The organism is Agrobacterium vaccinii, from assembly GCF_021310995.1.
Classification (GTDB): Bacteria; Pseudomonadota; Alphaproteobacteria; order Rhizobiales; family Rhizobiaceae; genus Agrobacterium; species Agrobacterium vaccinii.
Window position 1 is genome coordinate 1,259,991 of the sequence record NZ_CP054150.1, and the last position, 19,898, is coordinate 1,279,888.

Here is a 19,898-nt window from a genome sequence, read left to right on the forward strand (position 1 = left end):
TTTCAATGTTTCAACAGGCGTAATAAGGGGGCAACGTCAGACCGAGAAGCTGGTGCCGCAGCCGCAGCTGGCGACTGCGTTGGGGTTCTTGATCTGGAAGGACTGGCCGAGCAGATTGTCGACGAAGTCGATCTCCGAGCCTTCCATATAGACCACCGACATGCTGTCGATCAGCACCTTGGCATCGTCTCTGGAAATGACGAGGTCGTCGTCCGTCGGTGCGCCGTCGAGGTCGAACTTGTAGGAAAAGCCGGAGCAGCCGCCGCCCTCTACGGAGACGCGCAGGGTCTGTTTGCCAGCTTCGGCGGAGACGATCTGAGCGATTCGTTTTGCTGCGGATTCGGAAAGTGTAATGGCTGTGGTCATGTCGTTTCTCCAACCGGGGTCAAGAACCGGAGAGCAATGTTTGTGTAAAGACGATTATAAACCAGTCAAATTAACGGTCTATAGCCTTGTTGCCGGGCAAGCGCGCTTTGCGGCAACCTTCAGGATAGGTATGAAGGGTAATGGAAAAGGTCAATGGCCGTAAAGCAGGATATGGAATGATAATCGATCAGCGTGCACTGGGTTTCGGAAGCGGAGAGAGGGCGGTCTATGCCACCGATCCATGGACGACGCGTGGCCGTCTGTTTCCAGAAGCCTCCAGCCTGACGCGATCCGATTTTCAGCGAGACCGGGACCGCATCGTTCACACCACCGCCTTCCGTCGCCTGAAACACAAGACGCAGGTGTTCATCAGCCCTGATGGCGACCACTACCGCACCCGGCTGACCCACACTGTCGAGGTGGCGCAGATTGCCCGTGCGCTGGCACGCGCGTTGAAGCTGGATGAGGATCTGGCGGAAGGCGTGGCGCTGGTTCACGATTTTGGCCACACGCCTTTCGGTCACACCGGCGAGGATGCGCTGGATGCGATGCTGGCACCCTATGGCGGCTTCGATCATAACGCCCAGTCTCTACGTATCGTCACCAAGCTGGAACGGCGCTACGCCGAATATGACGGCATCAACCTGACATGGGAGACGCTTGAGGGCCTCGTCAAGCACAACGGGCCGCTGCTCGACAAAGACCGGCAGGGCACCCACGGCCCCGTGCCGCTCCCCATTCTGGAATATTGCCAGCTACAGGACCTCGAAATCGGCACCTTTGCCAGCCTCGAAGCGCAGGTCGCGGCGATTGCCGATGATATCGCCTATAACACGCATGACATCGATGATGGTCTGCGCGCGGGCTATCTGACGTTCGATATGCTTGAGGAAGTGCCGTTTCTAAGTGGCCTGATGGCGGAAGTGCGGGCGAAATATCCCAAGCTGGACGACGACCGTTTTGCCCATGAAATCATGCGTCGGCAGATCACCCGCATGGTGGAGGATGTTATCGGCGTCGCGCAGCACAATCTGGCCAAGCTGAAGCCGACATCGGCTGCCGACATTCGCCATGCCGACATCACGGTCGCCGCCTTCTCGCCGGAGATGGCGCAGACGGACAAGCAGATCAAGAAGTTGCTGTTTGCGCACATTTATCGTCATGCCGATATCATGCGTATCAGAGCCGGTGCGACGCAGATTGTGACCGACCTTTTTCACCGTTACATGGAAACCCCCGCCGAAATGCAAAGCCACTACTGGGTGGACAGCATTCCGGGCATGAGCGTACCCGCAAAAGCCCGGCACGTCGGGGATTATTTGGCCGGTATGACCGACAGTTATGCACTGAAAGCCCACCAGCGGCTGTTTGACCACACTCCCGATTTACGATAGGCAGCGGCAACCGCAGACCCGGTTTCAAGATAACCGGGACGTAGATGACAGCCTTCGCGCAGGTATATGATGATGAACCTTTTTGCCGATTTCGACACCAGAATCAAAAACGCGCTTGAGACGATCGACCTCGTCAAAGCCCATCGCGATACTGTGGATTTCGGCCGCATCACCGTGGAGTCTCCGCGCGACCCGAGCCATGGCGATGTCGCAACCAATGCCGCGATGGTGCTGGCCAAGCCGCTGGGCACCAACCCGCGTGCGTTTGCCGAACTCATCGTTCCGGCACTGGAGCAGGATGAGGACGTTGACAGCGTCAATGTCGCCGGTCCCGGTTTCATCAATATTCGCGTGTCCGTGGCCTACTGGCAGCGCCTGCTGGCTGGTATGATCGAAGCGGGTGCCGACTATGGCCGCTCGACTGTGGGTGCGGGCAAGACGATCAACGTCGAATATGTCTCCGCCAACCCGACCGGCCCCATGCATGTCGGCCATTGCCGTGGCGCCGTGGTGGGCGATACGTTGGCGAATGTACTGGCCTTTGCCGGCTACGGCGTGACCAAGGAATATTACATCAACGATGCGGGCTCGCAGATCGATGTGCTGGCGCGCTCCGTTTTCCTGCGTTACCGCGAAGCGCTGGGCGAAGATGTCGGCGCCATTCCGCCGGGTCTCTATCCTGGTGATTATCTGGTGCCACTGGGCAAGACGCTGGCTGATGAATTCGGCATCAAGCTGCGGGCCATGCCGGAAGAGCAGTGGCTGCCGATCGTCAAGGACAAGGCCATCGACGCGATGATGGTGATGATTCGCGAAGATCTGGCGGCGCTCAACGTGAAGCACGATGTGTTCTATTCCGAGCGTACGCTGCATGCGGGTCATGGCGGCCCCATCCAGTCCGCGATCAACGATCTGACCTTCAAGGGCCATGTCTACAAGGGCACCCTGCCGCCACCGAAGGGTGAACTGCCGGATGATTGGGAAGACCGCGAGCAAACGCTGTTCCGCTCCACCGAAGTCGGTGACGACATGGACCGGGCGCTGATCAAGTCCGACGGTTCCTATACATACTTTGCCGCTGACGTTGCCTACTTCAAGGACAAGTATGATCGCGGGTTCGGCGAGATGATCTATGTTCTGGGTGCTGACCACGGCGGCTACGTGAAGCGTCTGGAGGCGGTTGCACGCGCTGTGTCCGAAGGAAAGTCGAAACTGACCGTTCTTTTGTGCCAGCTGGTCAAACTTTTTCGTGATGGCGAGCCTGTTAAAATGTCGAAACGCTCCGGCGATTTCGTCACTTTGCGGGATGTTGTGGATGAAGTCGGGCGCGACCCGGTGCGATTCATGATGCTCTATCGGAAGAATTCAGAGCCTCTGGACTTCGATTTTGCCAAAGTAACTGAGCAGTCCAAGGACAATCCGGTATTTTATGTGCAGTATGCACATGCCCGCTGCAAGTCTGTTTTCCGGCAGGCGAACGAGGCATTTCCAGACCTCGACGTGTCGCAGTCAACGATGCAGTCGAGTGCCGCTTTGATCAGCGATGTCAATGAGTTGCAGCTGATTGCTAAACTGGCCGAATACCCGCGCCTGATCGAATCTGCGGCGCTCAACCATGAGCCGCATCGCCTGGCATTTTACCTGTATGATCTGGCCAGTTCCTTCCATGGACATTGGAATAAAGGTAAAGATCAGCCAGAATTACGTTTTGTTAACGATAAAAACCGAGAATTAAGCGTTGCCAGACTTGGGCTGGTGAATGCTGTCGCAAACGTACTGAAATCTGGACTGTCGCTTTTAGGAGCGGACGCGCCTGACGAAATGCGATAACATCTCACCATTATTTGCTCATAATACGCTGGCAAGAGCTGTGATGCGTAGATGGTGGAACACGTAATGGTCGAAAAAAATGTCGCGTATAACCGGGACAACCGGGCAGAAGAATTCGCTGACAACGATCCCCTGGCACAATTGGCTCGTCTGGTTAGCCAAGAGGATCGTCCTTCCCACGTTGCTTCCCCGGCTGCGCCGCATCCGGGCGAACGCCGGGAGCCTGAATTCAATCTCGAAGATGAATTGCTTCGCGAATTCGCGATCTACGATTCCCCACGCTACGAACCAATAGCGCTGGATGCTGCGAACGATGTTCGATCGTCCGTTCCCGCTGACGAATTCATGCAGCGTGTCGAATCAGTGTTCGCTCGCAAGGAGCCTGAGCTTGCGCCCGTGGAGCAGTATGCGCCAGCCGATACTGAAGAATATCTGGTGGCGGAACATGCTGCCGATCATCATGCGCAATCCGATCTGCGCGATGATTTCAGCGATGACCCAGCATCCGTTGCTGCCTTGTTCGACGTTGCCCAGCGCCATGCACCGCAGCAGCCTGTTGAGCAGGCGCCCGCACCGACTGAGCAGGCTCCGGCCTATGTCGAGCCTGTTGCCTACGTCGAGCCAGAGGTTCACGTTCCCGAGCCCGTCGCTTATGTCGAACCACCAGTGGAAGAGCCTGTCTATTCCGCACCCGTTACAGATCATATCGATCCTTCTGCATCGCACCAGCCCGACTGGGAGTTGATGGCTGAGACGTCTGGCGAGGCGGCGATCGATCTGGCCAGCGAGCTGGAAATGTCCGTGGCCGAAGACGTTCCGCCGCCTGTGCAGGCAGCGCCCGCCATCGCCCGCCGCTCTTCGCTCGACTATTCGAGCCTTCGTCTTCCGCTTGCCAACTTCGGTTCGCCGCGCCCCACGCCTGTCGTTCCCAAGGTTGAGGAGCCTGTGGCGGCCCCAGCACCTGTTGCTGCGCAATTCGTAGCGCCTATGCAGGCGCCTGCTGATCACGTCGAGCCTGCGCTTCCCGTCGGTCAGAAGCTGTCGGCCATGGACGAGCTGATCTACGACGTTGCAAAATACGAAATCATTGGCCGGGAAACCCGCATTGCCGAGCCTGCTGTCAAAATTGAGCCGGAGCCGGTTGCCGCACCTGTCGTGCAGCAGCCCGTCGTTCAGAAGCGCGAAGAGCCAGTCGTTGCGCCGGTGGTTGCGGCGCAGCCCGCTGCTGCCAAGACAGAGCCTGATTTCGGCGACTTCGATGCCTTCAACGATGATGATTTCGAGTTGGCCTTGGACGATATCGATTTCGACATCGATCTCTCTGAAATTGCCAATATCGAAGTGGCAACGCCCCCCGCTGCTGCGCCGGTCGTCGCTCCGCAGCCCACGCCCGTTGCCCAGGCACCGGTTCAGCCGAAGCCTGTCGTTGTTCCCGCGCCAGCCCCTGTGGTCGTTGCGCGTCCGCAGCCGGTCGTAGCCGCGCCACCAGTCGCCCGTCAGGAGCCACCGCGCCCTGTGACGCCTGTTGTCGTTGCGCCTGCCGTGCTTGAGCCTTTGCCCTTCGATCCGTCGCAGATCGGTGAGACGGAAGACCAGCCTGAAACCATCTCCGAGATGGAAGTGCCTGAACTGCCAGTTGGCGTGTTCGAGCCGAAGCCTGTGCCGCGCCGTCAGGAAGAAGACGTCGACCTCGATACCGAACTGGCATCGCTTTTTGCACCTGCCATGACCGGCGGTCTGGATCGCAACAAGAATGCTGCCGCATCGCGCCAGCCACAGCCGACGCAGGAAGAGGTCGATGAGTTTGAACGCGCGCTAGAGCAGGATTTCCGCCGCAGCATGCAGGAGGCTGCTGAAACCCGCGCTTCCGTCGAACGCATTCCTGAAGCCGAGCTTTCACAGCCTGTCCGCTACAGCGATGACGAGCGCGGTGGTGTTCGCCGCTGGTTCGTTCCTATGGCCGCCGTTCTCGGCGTCGTGCTCGTCGGTGGCGGTACCTATGCGCTGATGTTCGGTGGCTCCTCGGGCTCTGGCTCCAACGGTGCACCTGTCATCATCTCCGCCGATAGTGAGCCGACAAAGGTCGTACCGGAAAATCCGGGCGGTCGTGTGGTGCCGAACCAGGACAAGGCGGTTTACGACCGCGTTGCCGGTGCTGCCCCTGCCGATCCAAAACAGCCGTCGCTGATTTCCAGCAACGAGCAGCCTGTGGACGTGGTTCAGCGCACGTTGATCCCCGAGCAGTTGCCGCTTGAGGGCGAAGACGAAGAAATGGATGCGATGACCTCGACGCCGGTTGGCGAGACCGAGGATCCCCGTCTGTTGTCACCGGACGAGAAGGCTAAGGCTGCTGAAAATCAGAACGGATCGCCGGTCAACGTTTCGCCGCGCAAGGTCCGCACGATGATCGTCAAGCCTGATGGCACGCTGGTTGCGCAGGAAGTTGCCGTACCGGCGGCGTCTGCCCCGAAGGCAGACACGGTCGAGGAACTCGCTGCACCGCAGGCCAACACCGTTGCTGAAGCCGCACCGGCTGTGATCCCCGCATCGCGTGTTCCTGTTGCGCCGCAACAGCCTGCCCAGCCGCAGACACCGGCTCCGGTTGCCGCGGCACCGAAGCCTGCGCAGACAGCAGCACCGATGCCAGCATCGCGCCCTGCTGCACAGCCTGCCAACGTCGTCGCGACGGTTACCAATCAGGGCAATGTTCGCCCGGCACCGCCTTCGCAGCCTGCGCAGGAAACTGCCGCTGCACCGACAGCAACGACCAATGCCTCTTCAGCCGGTGGCTATTATGTGCAGGTCGCCTCGCTGCCAAGCCAGGCCGAAGCCCAGAAGTCTTACCAGAGCCTATCCGCCAAGTTCGGCTCCGTTATCGGCGGTCGCGGCGTGGACATCAAGGCCGCAGAAATCGCCGGCAAGGGCACGTTCTACCGCGTCCGCATTCCCGCTGGCGACAAGAACGAAGCTGCAGCTTTGTGTGAGCGCCTGCGCTCTGCCGGTGGTAGCTGCCTGATTGCTCGCTGATTTAGGCCTGACAAGAATTGAAGCCGGGATAGTTCTGCTGTCCCGGCTTTATTGATGGCGGGTCTCAGCGTCTTTCCCAACCGCGACGTCATCCTCGGGCTTGTCCCGAGAATCTGACCACGTTTGATGTTGTGGTTCGTTAGATCCTCGGGACAAGCCCGAGGATGACGGTAGAGGGAGAGGCTTTGAGCCAGCACCGTTATCGCTCTCTAGACTTCCGCCGAAAATCCCAAGCAGGACCAATCCCATGACCGACACGAAAGCTATGATCCTCGGCTGTAGCGGCCTGACCCTGACCGATGACGAAATCGCGCTGTATAAGGCGGAGAGTCCGTGGGGCTTCATTCTGTTCGGTCGCAACATTGGCGATGCCGCGCAGATCACGGACCTCGTGGCTTCCATGCGCGATGCCATTGGCAATCCGAACGCACCTGTCTTGATCGATCAGGAAGGCGGGCGCGTGCAGCGTATTCGTCCTCCGATCCTGCAATCCTATCCCAATGCGCAGGCGCTGGGCGAAATCTACCTGCGGGACAAGGCGCAGGGACTGCGCGCAGCTTGGCTGATGTCGCGTTTGCATGCGTTTGACCTGACGAAGCTTGGCATCACCGTGGATTGCCTGCCGGTGCTCGATGTCCCAGTGGAAGGTGCAAGCAACGTGATCGGCAACCGCGCCTATGGGTTCGATCCGGCACTCGTGGCGGCGATGGGGCAGGCGGCGGCGGATGGATTGAAGGCGGGTGGCATGCTGCCGGTCATGAAGCACATTCCCGGCCATGGTCGCGGTCTGGTCGATTCGCACCATGAACTGCCGGTGGTCGATGTTCCCCTGGATGAACTGGATGCGCATGACTTTGTGCCCTTCCGCGCGATGAACACAGAGCTGATGGCGATGAGCGCGCATCTGGTGTTCACCGCGCTCGATGCCGACCGTCCGGCCACGACGTCACCCACCGTCATCGACGAGATCATCCGTGGACGCATCGGGTTCGATGGTCTGCTGATCTCCGACGACAGCTCCATGAATGCCCTGAAGGGGACGCTGGGAGAACGTGCGGCCAATATTGTTGCGGGTGGTTGCGATATAGTCTTGCATTGCAACGGCGTGATGGATGAAATGCTGCAGGTCGTGAAGGAAGTTCCAGTTCTCTCCGGCAAAGCTCTGGAGCGCGCACGCGCCGTCGAAGCCGGTTTCACGGTGGCAGACGGTAGCGATGAGGTTGCCTTGAGAGACGAATTCAACGCCATGCTGACGGTTGCCTAAAGGCTGCCGGGCCGGGCGTCCTGACAGACGGGTTGCCCGGTGGATGAGTGAATGGCGGCAGACAAATCGCGCGGCAGCGCGCCGATGGAAAAGCTCTGGGAGAACGTAACTCCAAAGCGCGCCACCGGCGAAGCGGCATTGATGATCGACGTTGCGGGCTTTGAAGGCCCGCTCGATCTTTTGCTGCATCTTGCCCGCACCCAGAAGGTCGATCTCTCGCGCATTTCCGTGCTGGCGCTGGCCGAGCAATATCTGATCTTTGTCGAGCAGGCGCGGCGCGTGCGAATCGAACTGGCCGCCGATTATCTCGTGATGGCCGCTTGGTTGGCCTTTCTCAAATCCAAACTGCTCATCCCGCAACAAGCCGAGGATGAGGGGCCGAGCGGCGAGGAGATGGCGGCGACGCTGGCATTCCGGCTGAAGCGGCTGGATGCCATGCGCGATGCGGCCGAGCGTCTGGTCAACCGCCACCATCTGGGCCGGGATATTTTTGCGCGCGGTGCGCCCGAACACATTCCGCACAAAAGCCGATCTTCTTTTGAAGCCAGCCTCTATGACCTGCTGAGCGCCTACGCCAATCTGCGCCAGCGGCAGGCCATCACCCAGGTCACCATCGAAAAACGGCAGGTCTGGTCGCTGGTGGATGCGCGTGAGTTGTTGACCTCCATGTTGGGCGAGATCGGCGAATGGACCGAGCTGGATCGTTATTTGCTGCAATATGTTGCCGACCCTTCCATGCGGGCCACGGCGATGGCCAGCGCCTTTGCCGCCTCGCTAGAACTGGTGCGGGAGGGTTCGCTGGAGATTCGTCAGGACGGCGCGTTCCAACCGATTTTCATGCGCAAGGGCGGGCGGCGGGGCGAGGGCTCTGCTGAAAGGGATAATGATGTCGATTGAACCCGATGAGGATGATGACGCTGCACCCGAAGCCGTCGAGGCCAGAGATGTCACCGTATCCGAGCGACAGCTGAAGGATGCCGAACGTATCGCCGAGGCCCTGGTGTTTGCGTCTGCGCAGCCCGTCCCGGAGGCGTTCATCGCGGAGCGCGTGGCGCGTGGTGTCGATGTCGGCGCTGTCATGCAGAAACTGAAATTCGCCTATAGTGAGCGGGGCGTCAACCTCGTTCAGGTGGGTGGAAACTGGGCGTTCAGAACGGCGGGCGATCTTTCCTTCGTCATCCGCATGGATGAAAAAGAGCCCAAGAAGCTTTCACGCGCCGCACTGGAAGTGCTGGCCATCATCGCCTACCACCAGCCGGTGACACGCGCCGAAATCGAGGAAATCCGCGGCGTGCAGACATCGCGAGGCACGCTCGACGTGTTGATGGAAGCGGGCTGGGTGCGGTTTCGCGGACGACGCAGAACGCCGGGACGGCCTGTCACCATGGGCACGACGGTTGATTTTCTCGATCATTTCGGACTTGAAGAGTTGCGCGATCTGCCGGGGCTGGACGAGTTAAAGGGGGCAGGGCTGCTATCGGGCCGGATACCGTCGAATTTCGGAATCCCCCTGCCATCCATGAGCGATGAGCTGACGGAAGACGAAGACCCGATCACGCAGCTTGATCTTGAGGAACTGGGTTTGCTCTCACCGAGCGGTGACGAACCGGAGAGGTGACGACCCTGATGGTGTGCGTCATCACAAAGAGTTGCCTATATCAGGCAACTGTCGGATTTATAGTGAACTATCGTTCGGTGAATAGACATTTTGGTGTTTGAAAAACCTCGACAAACGTCTTACATCGGATCAAAGCAAAATTCAGGGAGTTTGCGTTATGGGTTCTTTTAGTGTGTGGCATTGGCTGATCGTTCTGGTCATCGTGCTGGTCCTCTTCGGTCGCGGCAAGATTCCAGAATTGATGGGTGATGTCGCCAAGGGCATCAAGAGCTTCAAAAAGGGCATGGCCGACGAAGACGGGACAGCACGCCCCGCAGACCACGACACCACGCAAGAGCCGACCACCCCTGTTCATCCGCGTACGGTGGACCACAAGGCTGACGAGCTCAAGTAATCGATTTTGCAGTGCGGCGTTGAACGCCGTGCCGCGACACTGCGCGTGTCAGGAGCTTTATGATGTTTGATATCGGCTGGAGCGAGCTGCTGGTGATTGCGATCGTGCTGATCGTGGTCGTCGGTCCCAAGGACTTGCCGCCCATGATCCGGGCTTTCGGCAAGACCATGGCCGGTTTGCGCAAGATGGCGGGAGATTTCCGCACGCAGTTCGACGACGCCTTGAAAGAGGCTGACATGGACGACGTGCGCCAGACGATTTCCGATGTCCGCAATCTCAACCCCACCAATTCGCTGCGCGATGCGATGAACCCTCTGCGTCAGCTGGGCAACGATATCCGCTCCGATCTTCAAGGGGCGGCAACGCCTCCGGCATCTCCGGCCACCAGTGCACCGGCTGGCGCGCCAGCGGTCAGCCTGTCTGAGCCTGAGATGAAGCTGCCTGACGGCCCCCCGCCTACGATTGCCACAGAAGCTGCGGTAGCTGGTGGCGTTGCCACTGCGGCTCCGGCCACGGTCTCCACCGCGGCAGTTGCGCCCTCGATTTCACCTGCTGAAAAGCCGAAGACTGTGCGTAAACGTGCGCCTGCCAAGTCCGCGCAGGAAGTCGAAGCCGAAACGGTGGCTGCAAAGCCGAAGCGTGCGGCCAAGACCGTTTCCGCCAAAACGGAAGCGACGAAAACCGCCAGTGCAAAGCCCGTTGCGCCGAAAAGCAGCAAGCCCGCCGCGTTGACGGAAGCCTCTGCAAAGACATCCAAAGCGAAGGCTGCGAAGGCGACTGTCGAAGCTGGCAAGCCCATGATCGCCAAGGCCAAGGCGCTGGTCGAGAAGGCCGAAACCGAAAAGACGGCGGCGCTGACGCCCGCCAAAACAGTGAAGACGGCCAAGGCCAAAAAGGGTGAAGCATGAGTGAGGATACCGATGATAAGCCGCAGCCGCTTATCGAACACCTCATGGAACTCCGCACGCGACTGATTTGGTCGATTGGTGCTTTCTTCGTCGCCTTTCTCGGTTGCTTTGCGGTCGCCAAGCATCTCTTCAACCTGCTGGTCATTCCCTATAAGTGGGCGGTGATCTGGGCTGGGCTCGATGTCGCGAAATCGTCGCTGATCTATACCGCGCCGCAGGAATTCTTCTTCACGCAGATCAAGGTCGCCATGTTCGGCGCGCTGGTGATTTCCTTTCCAGTCATCGCCTCGCAACTCTACAAGTTCGTGGCACCCGGCCTTTACAAGAACGAGCGTGCGGCGTTTTTGCCGTTCCTGATCGCGTCGCCGCTGCTGTTTCTACTGGGCGGTGCGCTGGTCTACTTCTTTTTCACGCCCATGGTCATGTGGTTCTTCCTTGCCATGCAGCAGCTGCCGGAAGATGGCGAAGTCGCGATTTCGCTGATGCCGAAGGTGTCGGAATATCTCAGCCTCATCATGACGCTGGTTCTGTCCTTCGGTCTGGTGTTCCAGTTGCCTGTCATCACCACACTGCTCGCCCGCGTCGGCCTGTTGACCAGCCAGTGGCTGAAAGAGAAGCGCAAATTCGCGATCGTTGCGGCTTTCGTCGTCGCTGCGGTGCTGACGCCGCCCGACCCGATGTCCCAGATCGGTCTTGCGTTGCCTGCAATCATTCTCTACGAGATTTCCATACATTTGGCTCGACTCGTGGAAAAGAAGCGCGCTGAGGAAAATGCAGGCCGTGAGCTTGGAAATTCCACTGACGACTGACGGTTTCCGCCAGGTTCTTCTTCAGACGCCGGGCCCTTCGTCCCGGCGTTTTGTTTTTTTAAACATGATGCAAATTACGGTCTGGAACCACGATGCACGACATTAAATGGATACGCGAAAATCCCGAAGCTTTCGATGCAGGCCTTGCCCGTCGCAATGCCGAGCCGCAATCCGCTCATCTGATTGCGCTCGATGAAAAGCGCCGTTCCGTTATCCAGACCCTGCAAGACATGCAATCCCGCCGCAACGCCGCCTCCAAGGAAATCGGCGCAGCGATGGCGCAGAAAAATTCCGAGCTTGCCGAGAAGCTGAAAGCTGAAGTCGCCGACATCAAGGACAACATGCCGCGCCTCGAGGAAGAGGATCGTCAGGTTTCGGCTGAACTGACCGATGCCCTGTCGCGCATTCCAAACCTGCCATTCGATGACGTGCCTGTCGGCAAGGACGAACACGACAACATCGTCGCGCGTGTGGTCGGTCAGAAACCCGGCTGGAACCATGCGGCCAAGGAGCATTACGAAATCGGCGAAGCCCTCGGCTACATGGATTTCGACCGCGCAGCAAAACTGTCCGGTTCGCGCTTCACCGTGCTGACCAGCCAGATTGCGCGTCTGGAGCGGGCGCTCGGCCAGTTCATGATCGACCTACACACAAGCGAGCATGGCTACACGGAAGTGTCGTCGCCGTTGATGGTGCGCGATGAGGCGATGTATGGCACCGGCCAGCTCCCGAAATTTGCCGAGGATTTGTTCAGGACGACCGATGGTCGCTGGCTGATCCCGACTGCCGAAGTGACGCTGACGAACCTCGTTGCCGGTGAAATTCTGGAGCAGGAAAAGCTGCCGCTGCGCTTCACAGCGCTGACGCCTTCCTTCCGTTCGGAAGCGGGCTCTGCCGGTCGCGATACGCGCGGCATGCTGCGCCAGCACCAGTTCTGGAAGTGCGAACTGGTTTCGATCACGGATGCCGAAAGCGCTGTCGAAGAGCATGAGCGTATGACCGCCTGCGCAGAAGAGGTGCTCAAGCGCCTCGGACTGCATTTCCGCACCATGACGCTGTGCACCGGCGATATGGGCTTTGGCGCGCGCAAGACCTACGACCTCGAAGTATGGCTTCCTGGTCAGGATACCTACCGCGAAATCTCGTCCTGCTCGGTCTGCGGCGATTTCCAGGGGCGGCGGATGGATGCGCGTTATCGTCCCAAGGGTGAGAAGGCGACTAAGTTCGTGCACACGCTCAACGGCTCCGGCACGGCGGTCGGTCGCTGCCTGATTGCGGTTCTGGAAAACTACCTGAACGAAGACGGTTCGGTGACGATCCCGGATGTGCTGCTGCCTTACATGGGCGGCCTGACGCGGATTGAGAAGGCTTGAACACTTAACGTTCCGTCATCCCGCACTTGATGCGGGATCCAGTGCCTTGCGTCTGCAAGGCAAAAGACTCTTCTCGCCGCGCAGACGCGCGAAGGCTGGACCCCGGATCTAGTCCGGGGTGACGGAAGTGGGAGATGTTATCTAAAAAACTAAAGCGGGAGAGAGCATCATGCGGATATTGCTGACAAACGACGATGGCATTCATGCCGAAGGCTTGGCGGCGCTGGAACGCGTCGCCCGCACGCTGTCCGATGATGTCTGGATCGTGGCGCCGGAGACGGATCAGAGCGGTCTTGCCCATTCTCTGACGCTGTCAGAGCCGCTACGTCTGCGCAAGATTTCTGACAAGCATTTCGCCCTGCGTGGTACGCCCACCGATTGCGTCATCATGGGTATTCGCGAGGTGCTGCCCGGCAAGCCTGATCTTGTGCTGTCTGGCGTCAATGCTGGAGCGAACATGGCCGATGACGTGACCTATTCCGGCACCATTGCCGGTGCCATCGAGGGCACGTTGCAGGGCGTGCGTTCCATCGCGCTCAGCCAGGCCTTTGCCTATACAGGCCACGCCGAACGCATTGTGCCTTGGGAAGTGGCGGAAACGCATGCGCCCGATCTCATCCGCAAGCTTATCGAGGTCGATCTGCCCGATGGCACGTTCCTCAATCTCAATTTCCCCAACTGCGCGCCTGAAGACGTGCGAGGCGTCAGCGTCACCGAGCAGGGCAAGCTGGATTTCGGCCTGACGGTGGAGCAGCGTCAGGATGGCCGGGGCATTCCCTATTACTGGCTGCGCTTTGGTGAGCGGCTTGGCAATTTCCGTGAGGGAACGGATATCCACGCCGTCAAGGATGGCCAGATTTCGGTCACTCCGCTCAAGCTTGACCTGACGGACTATACCGTGAAGGATCGCGTGGCTGCGGCGCTTGGATTTGGAGTGAAAGATTGAAATCAGCAATGGTCGAAAGGGAAGGCTTTGCAGCCCTGGTGCTGCGGTTGAGAGCCGAGGGCATTTCCGACATCGATCTGCTGACGGCGGTTGAGCAGACGCCGCGCTCGCAGTTCGTGCCAGCGCAATTTGCGGAGGAAGCCTATTCCAGCCGCACCATTCCCATCGATTGCGGTGCCTTCATGGAAAGCGCCGATATGGTGGTCAAGGCCGTCCACCGCCTTCAGGTCAAGCCCGGTCAGCGCGTTCTGGAAATCGGCACCGGCAGCGGTTTCATGACCGCCATTCTGGGGCGACGCTCCGAGCGTGTCGTGTCCATCGATCGTTACAAGACGCTGGTGCAACTGGCACAGAACCGCATGGATGATCTCGGGCTGCGCAATGTGGTGATCAGGCAGGCGGACGGCACCAACGGTCTGGTGGGCGAGGGCACCTTCGACCGAATCATCTCCACGGCGGCCTTTACCGCCATGCCGCGCTTTTTCACCGAGCAGATCGTGTCGGGTGGCATGATGGTAGCCCCGATTATTCTGGAAGACGGTCGATGCGTCATGACCCGTTTTTCCAAGACCGGCAGCCGTTTCGAGCGGGAAGAACTGTTCGAAACGCCCTATTTGCCCATGGAAACGCACATCGCACGCTATCTCTGAGAAAATTCAATTTCGTGCACCGAAACGGAACGAAAGAAGAATTTTTACAAATTATTGATTTCAAAATATTTTCTCGTCCCACGTGCCCGTTTCTGGCTCATTTCGGGCCGCGTCATGGTTATCGAAGAGTCAAAAAATTTCCGAACGGCTTAACGTTTTAACGGCGTGGTAACACTAACGCGCTTTAATGATCTCCATCAACGCATGGTTTTCCCATCTCGGGAGAGGGGCCTTGCAGAGTGTTGTTCCAGCCGGATCGGGGTTCGATACGGCGGTTGGCGTCAGTGTAGATCGAGTCATGCGTATGAGTAATTCGCCTAAAATCGGAAAATCAATCGCAAAGATGTTCGCAGCGGCATTGCTGGCAAGCGTCGCAACGGGTTGTAGCTCGGACGCCACGCGATTTGGCGGCCTCTTCTCCAGTGGACCGGACCAAATGACGACGGCATCCATTCCCGCCCGCAATGCAGGGGGCGCTTACGGGCAGGCTCCCGTGCCGCAAGGCGATGTGAATAGCGGCCAATATGGATCGGCAGCGCCGCAGGGTGGCTATGCGAACCAGAATACGGCCATGAACCAGCCTTACCCGGCAAACAATGGCGGTTACGGTTCGGTGCAGCCATCTTCGGCACGCGCAGCGTCCTCTTCGGCAACAGTCCAGCGTTCGGAGCTTTCGGCTCCCACGCAGACGGCAAGCCGCGAACCTGCAACGCGCCGTGAGGCTGTGTCGCAGCCATTCCCGTCGGCCACCGCAAATTCAGCACCGTCAATGGCGTCGGCACGTCCGGCACCTTCTGGTGACAACCTGTCCACAGGCTCGATCAAGGCCGAGGGTAATGGTTGGCACACGGATGGCGCATCGTCGGTGACGTTGAAGTCCGGTGAGACGATTGCCACTCTTTCCAAGCGCTACGGCGTGCCTGAGAAGGCGCTTTTGCAGGCCAACGGTCTGTCCAGCGGCTCTGCCGCAAGGCCCGGTCAGTCGATCGTCATTCCGAAGTTCGGCCAGTCCCGCAATGCGGCGCGCGCCGCCTCGGGCAATATCGACCTGAGCAAGAATAACAACGGCCCGACGCCATTGCGCGGTCCAGAGCAGAACGTCGCCGTCCTGCCGTCCCAGAATGCTGCCCGTGACAAGGCTTCGGCTGAAGGCGGCAAGCTGACACCTCCCGGCGGCAAGCCGCTTCCGCCCACAGGTGGTTACAAGGTGCAGACCGGCGACAGCCTTGCAAAGATTGCCCGTGCAAACGGCGTCTCCGTTGCAGAGTTGAAGGCAGCAAACGGCATTTCCGATGGCGGCATCCGCATCGGCCAGACCCTGAAAATTCCGGGTGCTGGAACAGATGGCATCAAGACGGCATCCGTTCAGCACCAGCCAGCGGCTCAGCCAACGGCAGCAAAGCCTGCTGAAGCACCAGCGGTCGCCAAGGCTGAAATGCCGAAGGCACCGGCTGCGGAAGCCAGCGTCAGCGATGTCGAGAAGAAGTCCGACATGGCGTCTCTCGCGCCCGAATCCACAGGCATCGGCAAGTATCGCTGGCCGGTTCGTGGTGCCGTGACATCGGGCTTCGGTGAAAACGTCGAAGGCAGCCGCAATGACGGTATCAACATCTCGGTTCCCGAGGGTACGCCGATCAAGGCAGCCGAAAACGGCGTCGTCATCTATTCGGGCAATGGTCTGAAGCAACTCGGCAACACGGTTCTCATCCGTCACGACGACGGTCGGGTCACGGTTTACGGCAACGCCGCAAGCCTCGACGTGCAGCGCGGCCAGAAGGTGCAGCGCGGCCAGACGATCGCGTCTTCCGGCATGACGGGCAGCGCCAAGCGTCCACAGGTTCACTTCGAAGTCCGCAAGGACGCAACGCCGGTGAACCCATCCTCTTTCCTTGAATAGGTATTGCGTTTCAAGGATGGAAAAAGCCGGGTCAACGCCCGGCTTTTTCTCGTTTTAGGGTCTGGTGAGCCCAACCGTTCTTTCGATGAAATCGGCAACGCTTGCCGTATCATCAAGATCGAACACCGGCAGCGCGGTGTCGGTGACAGCGTGGTCGGCAGCGATGGCAACGATGTGCGGGTCATGCGGCGCAAGCGGCTCGGTCTTGGCGGCGTTCCGCCTACGGGCCTCGATCTTCGGCACCGGCTCGTATTTATAGCCCTCGATCAGCACCAGATCACACGGCGCTATGCGCGCCAGTATCTCTTCGAATGATGGCTCCGGCCCACCGCGCAGCTCGTGCATGATGGCAAAACGGGTGCCTGAAACGATGGTCACCTCATGCGCACCTGCCTGCCGGTGGCGCCAGCTATCGGCACCGACCTTGTCGATATCGAAGTCGTGATGCGCATGTTTAATGGTGGAAACGCGGTATCCACGCGCCGTAAGCTCGGTGACGATGCGGACGGCGAGGCCTGTTTTGCCGGAGTTCTTCCAGCCGGATATCCCGAATACTTTTTGGGTCATGTATCAATGCTCTTCAGAAATGCCTCCGCCGTCGCAAGCTCATCCGGCGTGTTGATATTATAGAAGGGATCGATGGGGGATGTCGCGCTTTCCACAGGCGGGAAGGTGACGCCGAGGGTTTGATGCCGGGCGAGAAAGCTTCTGATACGGCGGTTGTTGTCATCCGCCAGCCATTCCTCCAGATCATCCGCAATCGCAATGGGCCATAGCCCGAAGACCGGGTGGACGTGCCCCGATGATGCGGCGATGACGATGGCAGTTTCGCCCGTCACATATGCGGCCAGTCGTTGCGCGAGATCGGCGGGGAAGAAGGGGCTGTCGGCGGGAACCGTTAGAAAATGGGTGACATCGGGCGCTGTGCTGGCGAAGTGCCGCATGCCCGCGAGAATGCCTGCCAGCGGCCCGGCGTGTCCTTCCCTAGTATCTGGCACAAGCGGTAGATCGAACGCCTCCGCCCAGCTTTGCGATGCATTGAGCACGAGACTGGAAACCTGTGGCGCGACATGGTTGATGACATGGGCCAGCAAGGGCTTGCCGCCGAGCGGGCTCAACGCCTTGTTGGTGCCCATGCGTCTGGAAAGTCCACCCGCGAGAATGAGGCCGGGTATGTTGTGGTCTGTCATTATACGGAGCCTTGGCTGTGACGGCGTTCCTGAACGCCGGTATAGGCACTTGCGGCCAGTGCCAGTAGCGCATTCGCCAGCATGACCAGCAACAGCGGCGCGGTCCCAGATTCCTTCGATAGCAGAGAGGATGCCAGAACGGCCAGACCCGCACCGCCGCCGATGGTCAGCGCGCCACCGAGGCCAGAGGCGGAACCTGCGAGATGCGGCTGGACATTGACCATGCCCGCATTGGCGCTGGGCAAGGTCACACCGTTGCCAATTCCGATCAGCGCCAGCGGGAGGAAGAATTCATAGTGCGTGTCGAAATCGAAATAGGGCAGGGCAAGTGCTGCCAGAATGCCTGTCGTGGCTATGGCATTGCCAGCCAACATCATTTTCGTGATGCCAACGCGGCTGGCGTAACGTCCCGACAGGAAGTTGCCGAGCATGTAGCCACTGGCCATGAAGAAGAATTGCACACCCAGCATGGCCGGTGTCAGGCCGTACAGAATATTGCCGACGAAAGGCGCGCCGCCCAGGAACGAGAAGAATAGGCCCGACGAAAATGTCGAGGTCAGCGCGTAGCCCCAGAAACGTCTGGAGCGCAGCAATCGCGGCCATGCGTGGAACTGGGCGGAAAAGCTCGCCGACTTCTGGTGGTTCGTCTCGCCGAGATCGAAAAAGGCGAGCGCGAAGGCGGCGATGCCACAGCAGGCGAGCAGCGCGAAGCTGGCATGCCATGAGGAGACATCGTTGAGAAAGCCGCCAATCGTCGGGCCCACCATGGGGACGACCGACATGCCCATGGTGACATAACCGATCATCGAGGCGGCCTGATTGGCGGGCACCATGTCACGAACGATGGCACGGGCCAGTACGAAGCCGGAGGCGATGACCGCTTGCATCATGCGCCCGATCATGAAGACGGTGATGTTGGGCGCTAGTGCGCAGATGATGGTAGCAACCACCATGATGGCAATTCCGGCCAGCAGCACCGGGCGACGCCCGAACAGGTCGGACAGCGGGCCGATGACGAGTTGCAGCAGGGCCGTTGTTGCCAGATAACCGGAGACGGCAAACTGCATGACGGCATAATCCGTCTCGAAATACAGCGCCATTGCCGCAAGCGAGGGCAGGAAAATGTTCATGCTGAGCGCGGCGATGCCCGCAACGAGAACCAGCGTGGCAATATGCGGCGGTGTGGACCGGTTTAGGAAGACGACGGTGTTCATTGAATTCTCGTGGTGGTTTTCGCAATCGGTGGCTGGCGACGCCGGCTTTCCCGGTAAAATGTGTAGAGGCCCGAGGCGACGATGATGGCCGTGCCGAGCACGATAAACGAGTTCAGCTCTTCTCCGAAAACGAAGAAGCCGATGGAGAAGGCCCAGATCATGCTGGTGTAGCGGAAGGGGGCAACGAAGGCGATTTCACCGCTTCGCATGGAGAGGATAACGGCCTGATAGCCGATGACGACGAGGACGGCAGATGCGAAGAGATGCGACCACACGAAGCCATCCATCGGTTGCCAGCCGCCGAAGGGCACCACGAGTGCGGCCCCGACCAGCGTGTTGACGAAGGCCGTCGTCATCGTGACCGTCATCGACGGGATATCGCTGTACATGCGCCGCGTCAGCAGGTCGCGTCCGGCGGTGACGAAAACGGCAGCGACGACCAGCAGTGCCGCCGTGGTGAAACCTTCAGGTCCGGGTCTCAAAATGATGAGCACGCCGAGAAAGCCGACGAGAATGGCGGTCCAGCGACGCCAGCCGACAGGCTCGCGCAGGAAGATGGCGGCACCCAGCGTAACGGCGAGCGGCAGCGACTGCATGATGGCAGCGACATTAGCGAAGCCCATGGCGGCAAGAGCGCTGAGATAAAGGATCGAAGCCGATACCTCGCACAGACAGCGCAAGAGAATGATCGGGCGCAAGATCATTTTCAGCGGTCGCAGCGCACCCATACGGCGGGCGACGATATAGACGATGATGCAGGTCAGTAGGCCACGGACGAACAGGATCTGGCCGACATTGATGTAAGGTGTGACGGATTTCGTGAAGGCGTCATTGACCGTAAAACAAGCCATCGCGAGCGCCATCAGCAACGCGCCGCGCGTATTATCGGTCAATGCCATTATTCCAAATCCCAGATACGAAACGGCGCCGGTGCACGTCGTACGACTCCGCCCACTCCTCTTACAGTGAATGCGTGACACGCGGCTATTGGGATTTCAATCGAATAATATGTTGGATG

18 protein-coding genes are annotated in these 19,898 nt (G+C 59.3%); 13 read left to right on the forward strand and 5 right to left on the reverse strand.

The genetic code is table 11. The annotated features are described in order from the left end of the window. Positions 1–36 precede the first annotated feature (36 nt). Positions 37–366, reverse strand: coding sequence for an iron-sulfur cluster insertion protein ErpA (gene erpA, locus HRR99_RS06440; protein ID WP_233123172.1), 330 nt, complete (start codon positions 364–366; stop codon positions 37–39). Positions 367–542: 176 nt separating this feature from the next. Between erpA and HRR99_RS06445 the strand changes: the two genes are divergently transcribed. From HRR99_RS06445 to HRR99_RS06505, 13 genes are all read left to right on the forward strand, one after another. Next, positions 543–1,760, forward strand: a complete 1,218-nt coding sequence (locus HRR99_RS06445; protein WP_233123173.1) for a deoxyguanosinetriphosphate triphosphohydrolase — start codon at positions 543–545, stop codon at positions 1,758–1,760. Between the two features lie 72 nt (positions 1,761–1,832). Then, entirely contained in the window at positions 1,833–3,590 is a 1,758-nt protein-coding gene (gene argS / locus HRR99_RS06450) for an arginine--tRNA ligase (protein WP_233123174.1), read from the forward strand. 66 nt (positions 3,591–3,656) lie between these two features. Further along, entirely contained in the window at positions 3,657–6,617 is a 2,961-nt protein-coding gene (locus HRR99_RS06455) for an SPOR domain-containing protein (protein ID WP_233123175.1), read from the forward strand. A 247-nt stretch (positions 6,618–6,864) separates the two neighbouring features. Next, positions 6,865–7,881, forward strand: a complete 1,017-nt coding sequence (gene nagZ, locus HRR99_RS06460; RefSeq protein WP_233123176.1) for a beta-N-acetylhexosaminidase — start codon at positions 6,865–6,867, stop codon at positions 7,879–7,881. 51 nt (positions 7,882–7,932) lie between these two features. Then, a complete protein-coding gene (locus HRR99_RS06465) occupies positions 7,933–8,778 on the forward strand; it encodes a segregation and condensation protein A (RefSeq protein ID WP_233123177.1) in 846 nt (281 codons plus the stop codon). After that, the gene (gene scpB / locus HRR99_RS06470) at positions 8,765–9,499 is read left to right on the forward strand and encodes an SMC-Scp complex subunit ScpB (RefSeq protein WP_233123178.1); all 735 of its coding nucleotides are present in this window, start codon (positions 8,765–8,767) and stop codon (positions 9,497–9,499) included. The genes HRR99_RS06465 and scpB overlap by 14 nt, the downstream gene beginning before the upstream one ends. 157 nt (positions 9,500–9,656) lie before the next feature. After that, the gene (locus HRR99_RS06475) at positions 9,657–9,893 is read left to right on the forward strand and encodes a twin-arginine translocase TatA/TatE family subunit (RefSeq protein ID WP_111839046.1); all 237 of its coding nucleotides are present in this window, start codon (positions 9,657–9,659) and stop codon (positions 9,891–9,893) included. 62 nt (positions 9,894–9,955) lie between these two features. Continuing rightward, the gene (tatB, locus tag HRR99_RS06480) at positions 9,956–10,801 is read left to right on the forward strand and encodes a Sec-independent protein translocase protein TatB (protein ID WP_233123438.1); all 846 of its coding nucleotides are present in this window, start codon (positions 9,956–9,958) and stop codon (positions 10,799–10,801) included. Next, a complete protein-coding gene (gene tatC, locus HRR99_RS06485; protein ID WP_111839047.1) occupies positions 10,798–11,610 on the forward strand; it encodes a twin-arginine translocase subunit TatC in 813 nt (270 codons plus the stop codon). The genes tatB and tatC overlap by 4 nt, the downstream gene beginning before the upstream one ends. A gap of 92 nt (positions 11,611–11,702) precedes the next feature. Further along, the gene (serS, locus tag HRR99_RS06490) at positions 11,703–12,983 is read left to right on the forward strand and encodes a serine--tRNA ligase (RefSeq protein ID WP_233123179.1); all 1,281 of its coding nucleotides are present in this window, start codon (positions 11,703–11,705) and stop codon (positions 12,981–12,983) included. A 169-nt stretch (positions 12,984–13,152) separates the two neighbouring features. After that, entirely contained in the window at positions 13,153–13,929 is a 777-nt protein-coding gene (surE, locus tag HRR99_RS06495) for a 5'/3'-nucleotidase SurE (protein ID WP_233123180.1), read from the forward strand. Continuing rightward, positions 13,926–14,579: a protein-L-isoaspartate(D-aspartate) O-methyltransferase gene (locus HRR99_RS06500; protein ID WP_162694474.1), complete on the forward strand. Its 654-nt coding sequence runs from the start codon at positions 13,926–13,928 to the stop codon at positions 14,577–14,579. Before surE ends, HRR99_RS06500 begins: the two co-directional genes overlap by 4 nt. 343 nt (positions 14,580–14,922) lie before the next feature. Beyond that, positions 14,923–16,476, forward strand: coding sequence for a peptidoglycan DD-metalloendopeptidase family protein (locus tag HRR99_RS06505; protein ID WP_233123440.1), 1,554 nt, complete (start codon positions 14,923–14,925; stop codon positions 16,474–16,476). Between the two features lie 54 nt (positions 16,477–16,530). On the opposite strand, the gene mobB is transcribed toward HRR99_RS06505, so the two are convergent. The 4 genes from mobB to HRR99_RS06525 are packed head-to-tail and all read right to left on the reverse strand — an operon-like array spanning position 16,531 to position 19,779. Continuing rightward, positions 16,531–17,043, reverse strand: a complete 513-nt coding sequence (gene mobB / locus HRR99_RS06510) for a molybdopterin-guanine dinucleotide biosynthesis protein B (protein WP_233123181.1) — start codon at positions 17,041–17,043, stop codon at positions 16,531–16,533. Beyond that, complete coding sequence (mobA, locus tag HRR99_RS06515; protein ID WP_233123182.1) at positions 17,040–17,666, reverse strand: molybdenum cofactor guanylyltransferase MobA; 627 nt, start codon at positions 17,664–17,666, stop codon at positions 17,040–17,042. The genes mobB and mobA overlap by 4 nt, the downstream gene beginning before the upstream one ends. Continuing rightward, positions 17,666–18,880, reverse strand: coding sequence for a multidrug effflux MFS transporter (locus HRR99_RS06520; RefSeq protein ID WP_233123183.1), 1,215 nt, complete (start codon positions 18,878–18,880; stop codon positions 17,666–17,668). Before HRR99_RS06520 ends, mobA begins: the two co-directional genes overlap by 1 nt. After that, positions 18,877–19,779 (reverse strand): DMT family transporter, encoded by a 903-nt coding sequence (locus HRR99_RS06525; RefSeq protein ID WP_111839054.1) that lies wholly within the window; start codon positions 19,777–19,779, stop codon positions 18,877–18,879. Before HRR99_RS06525 ends, HRR99_RS06520 begins: the two co-directional genes overlap by 4 nt. Positions 19,780–19,898 lie beyond the last annotated feature (119 nt).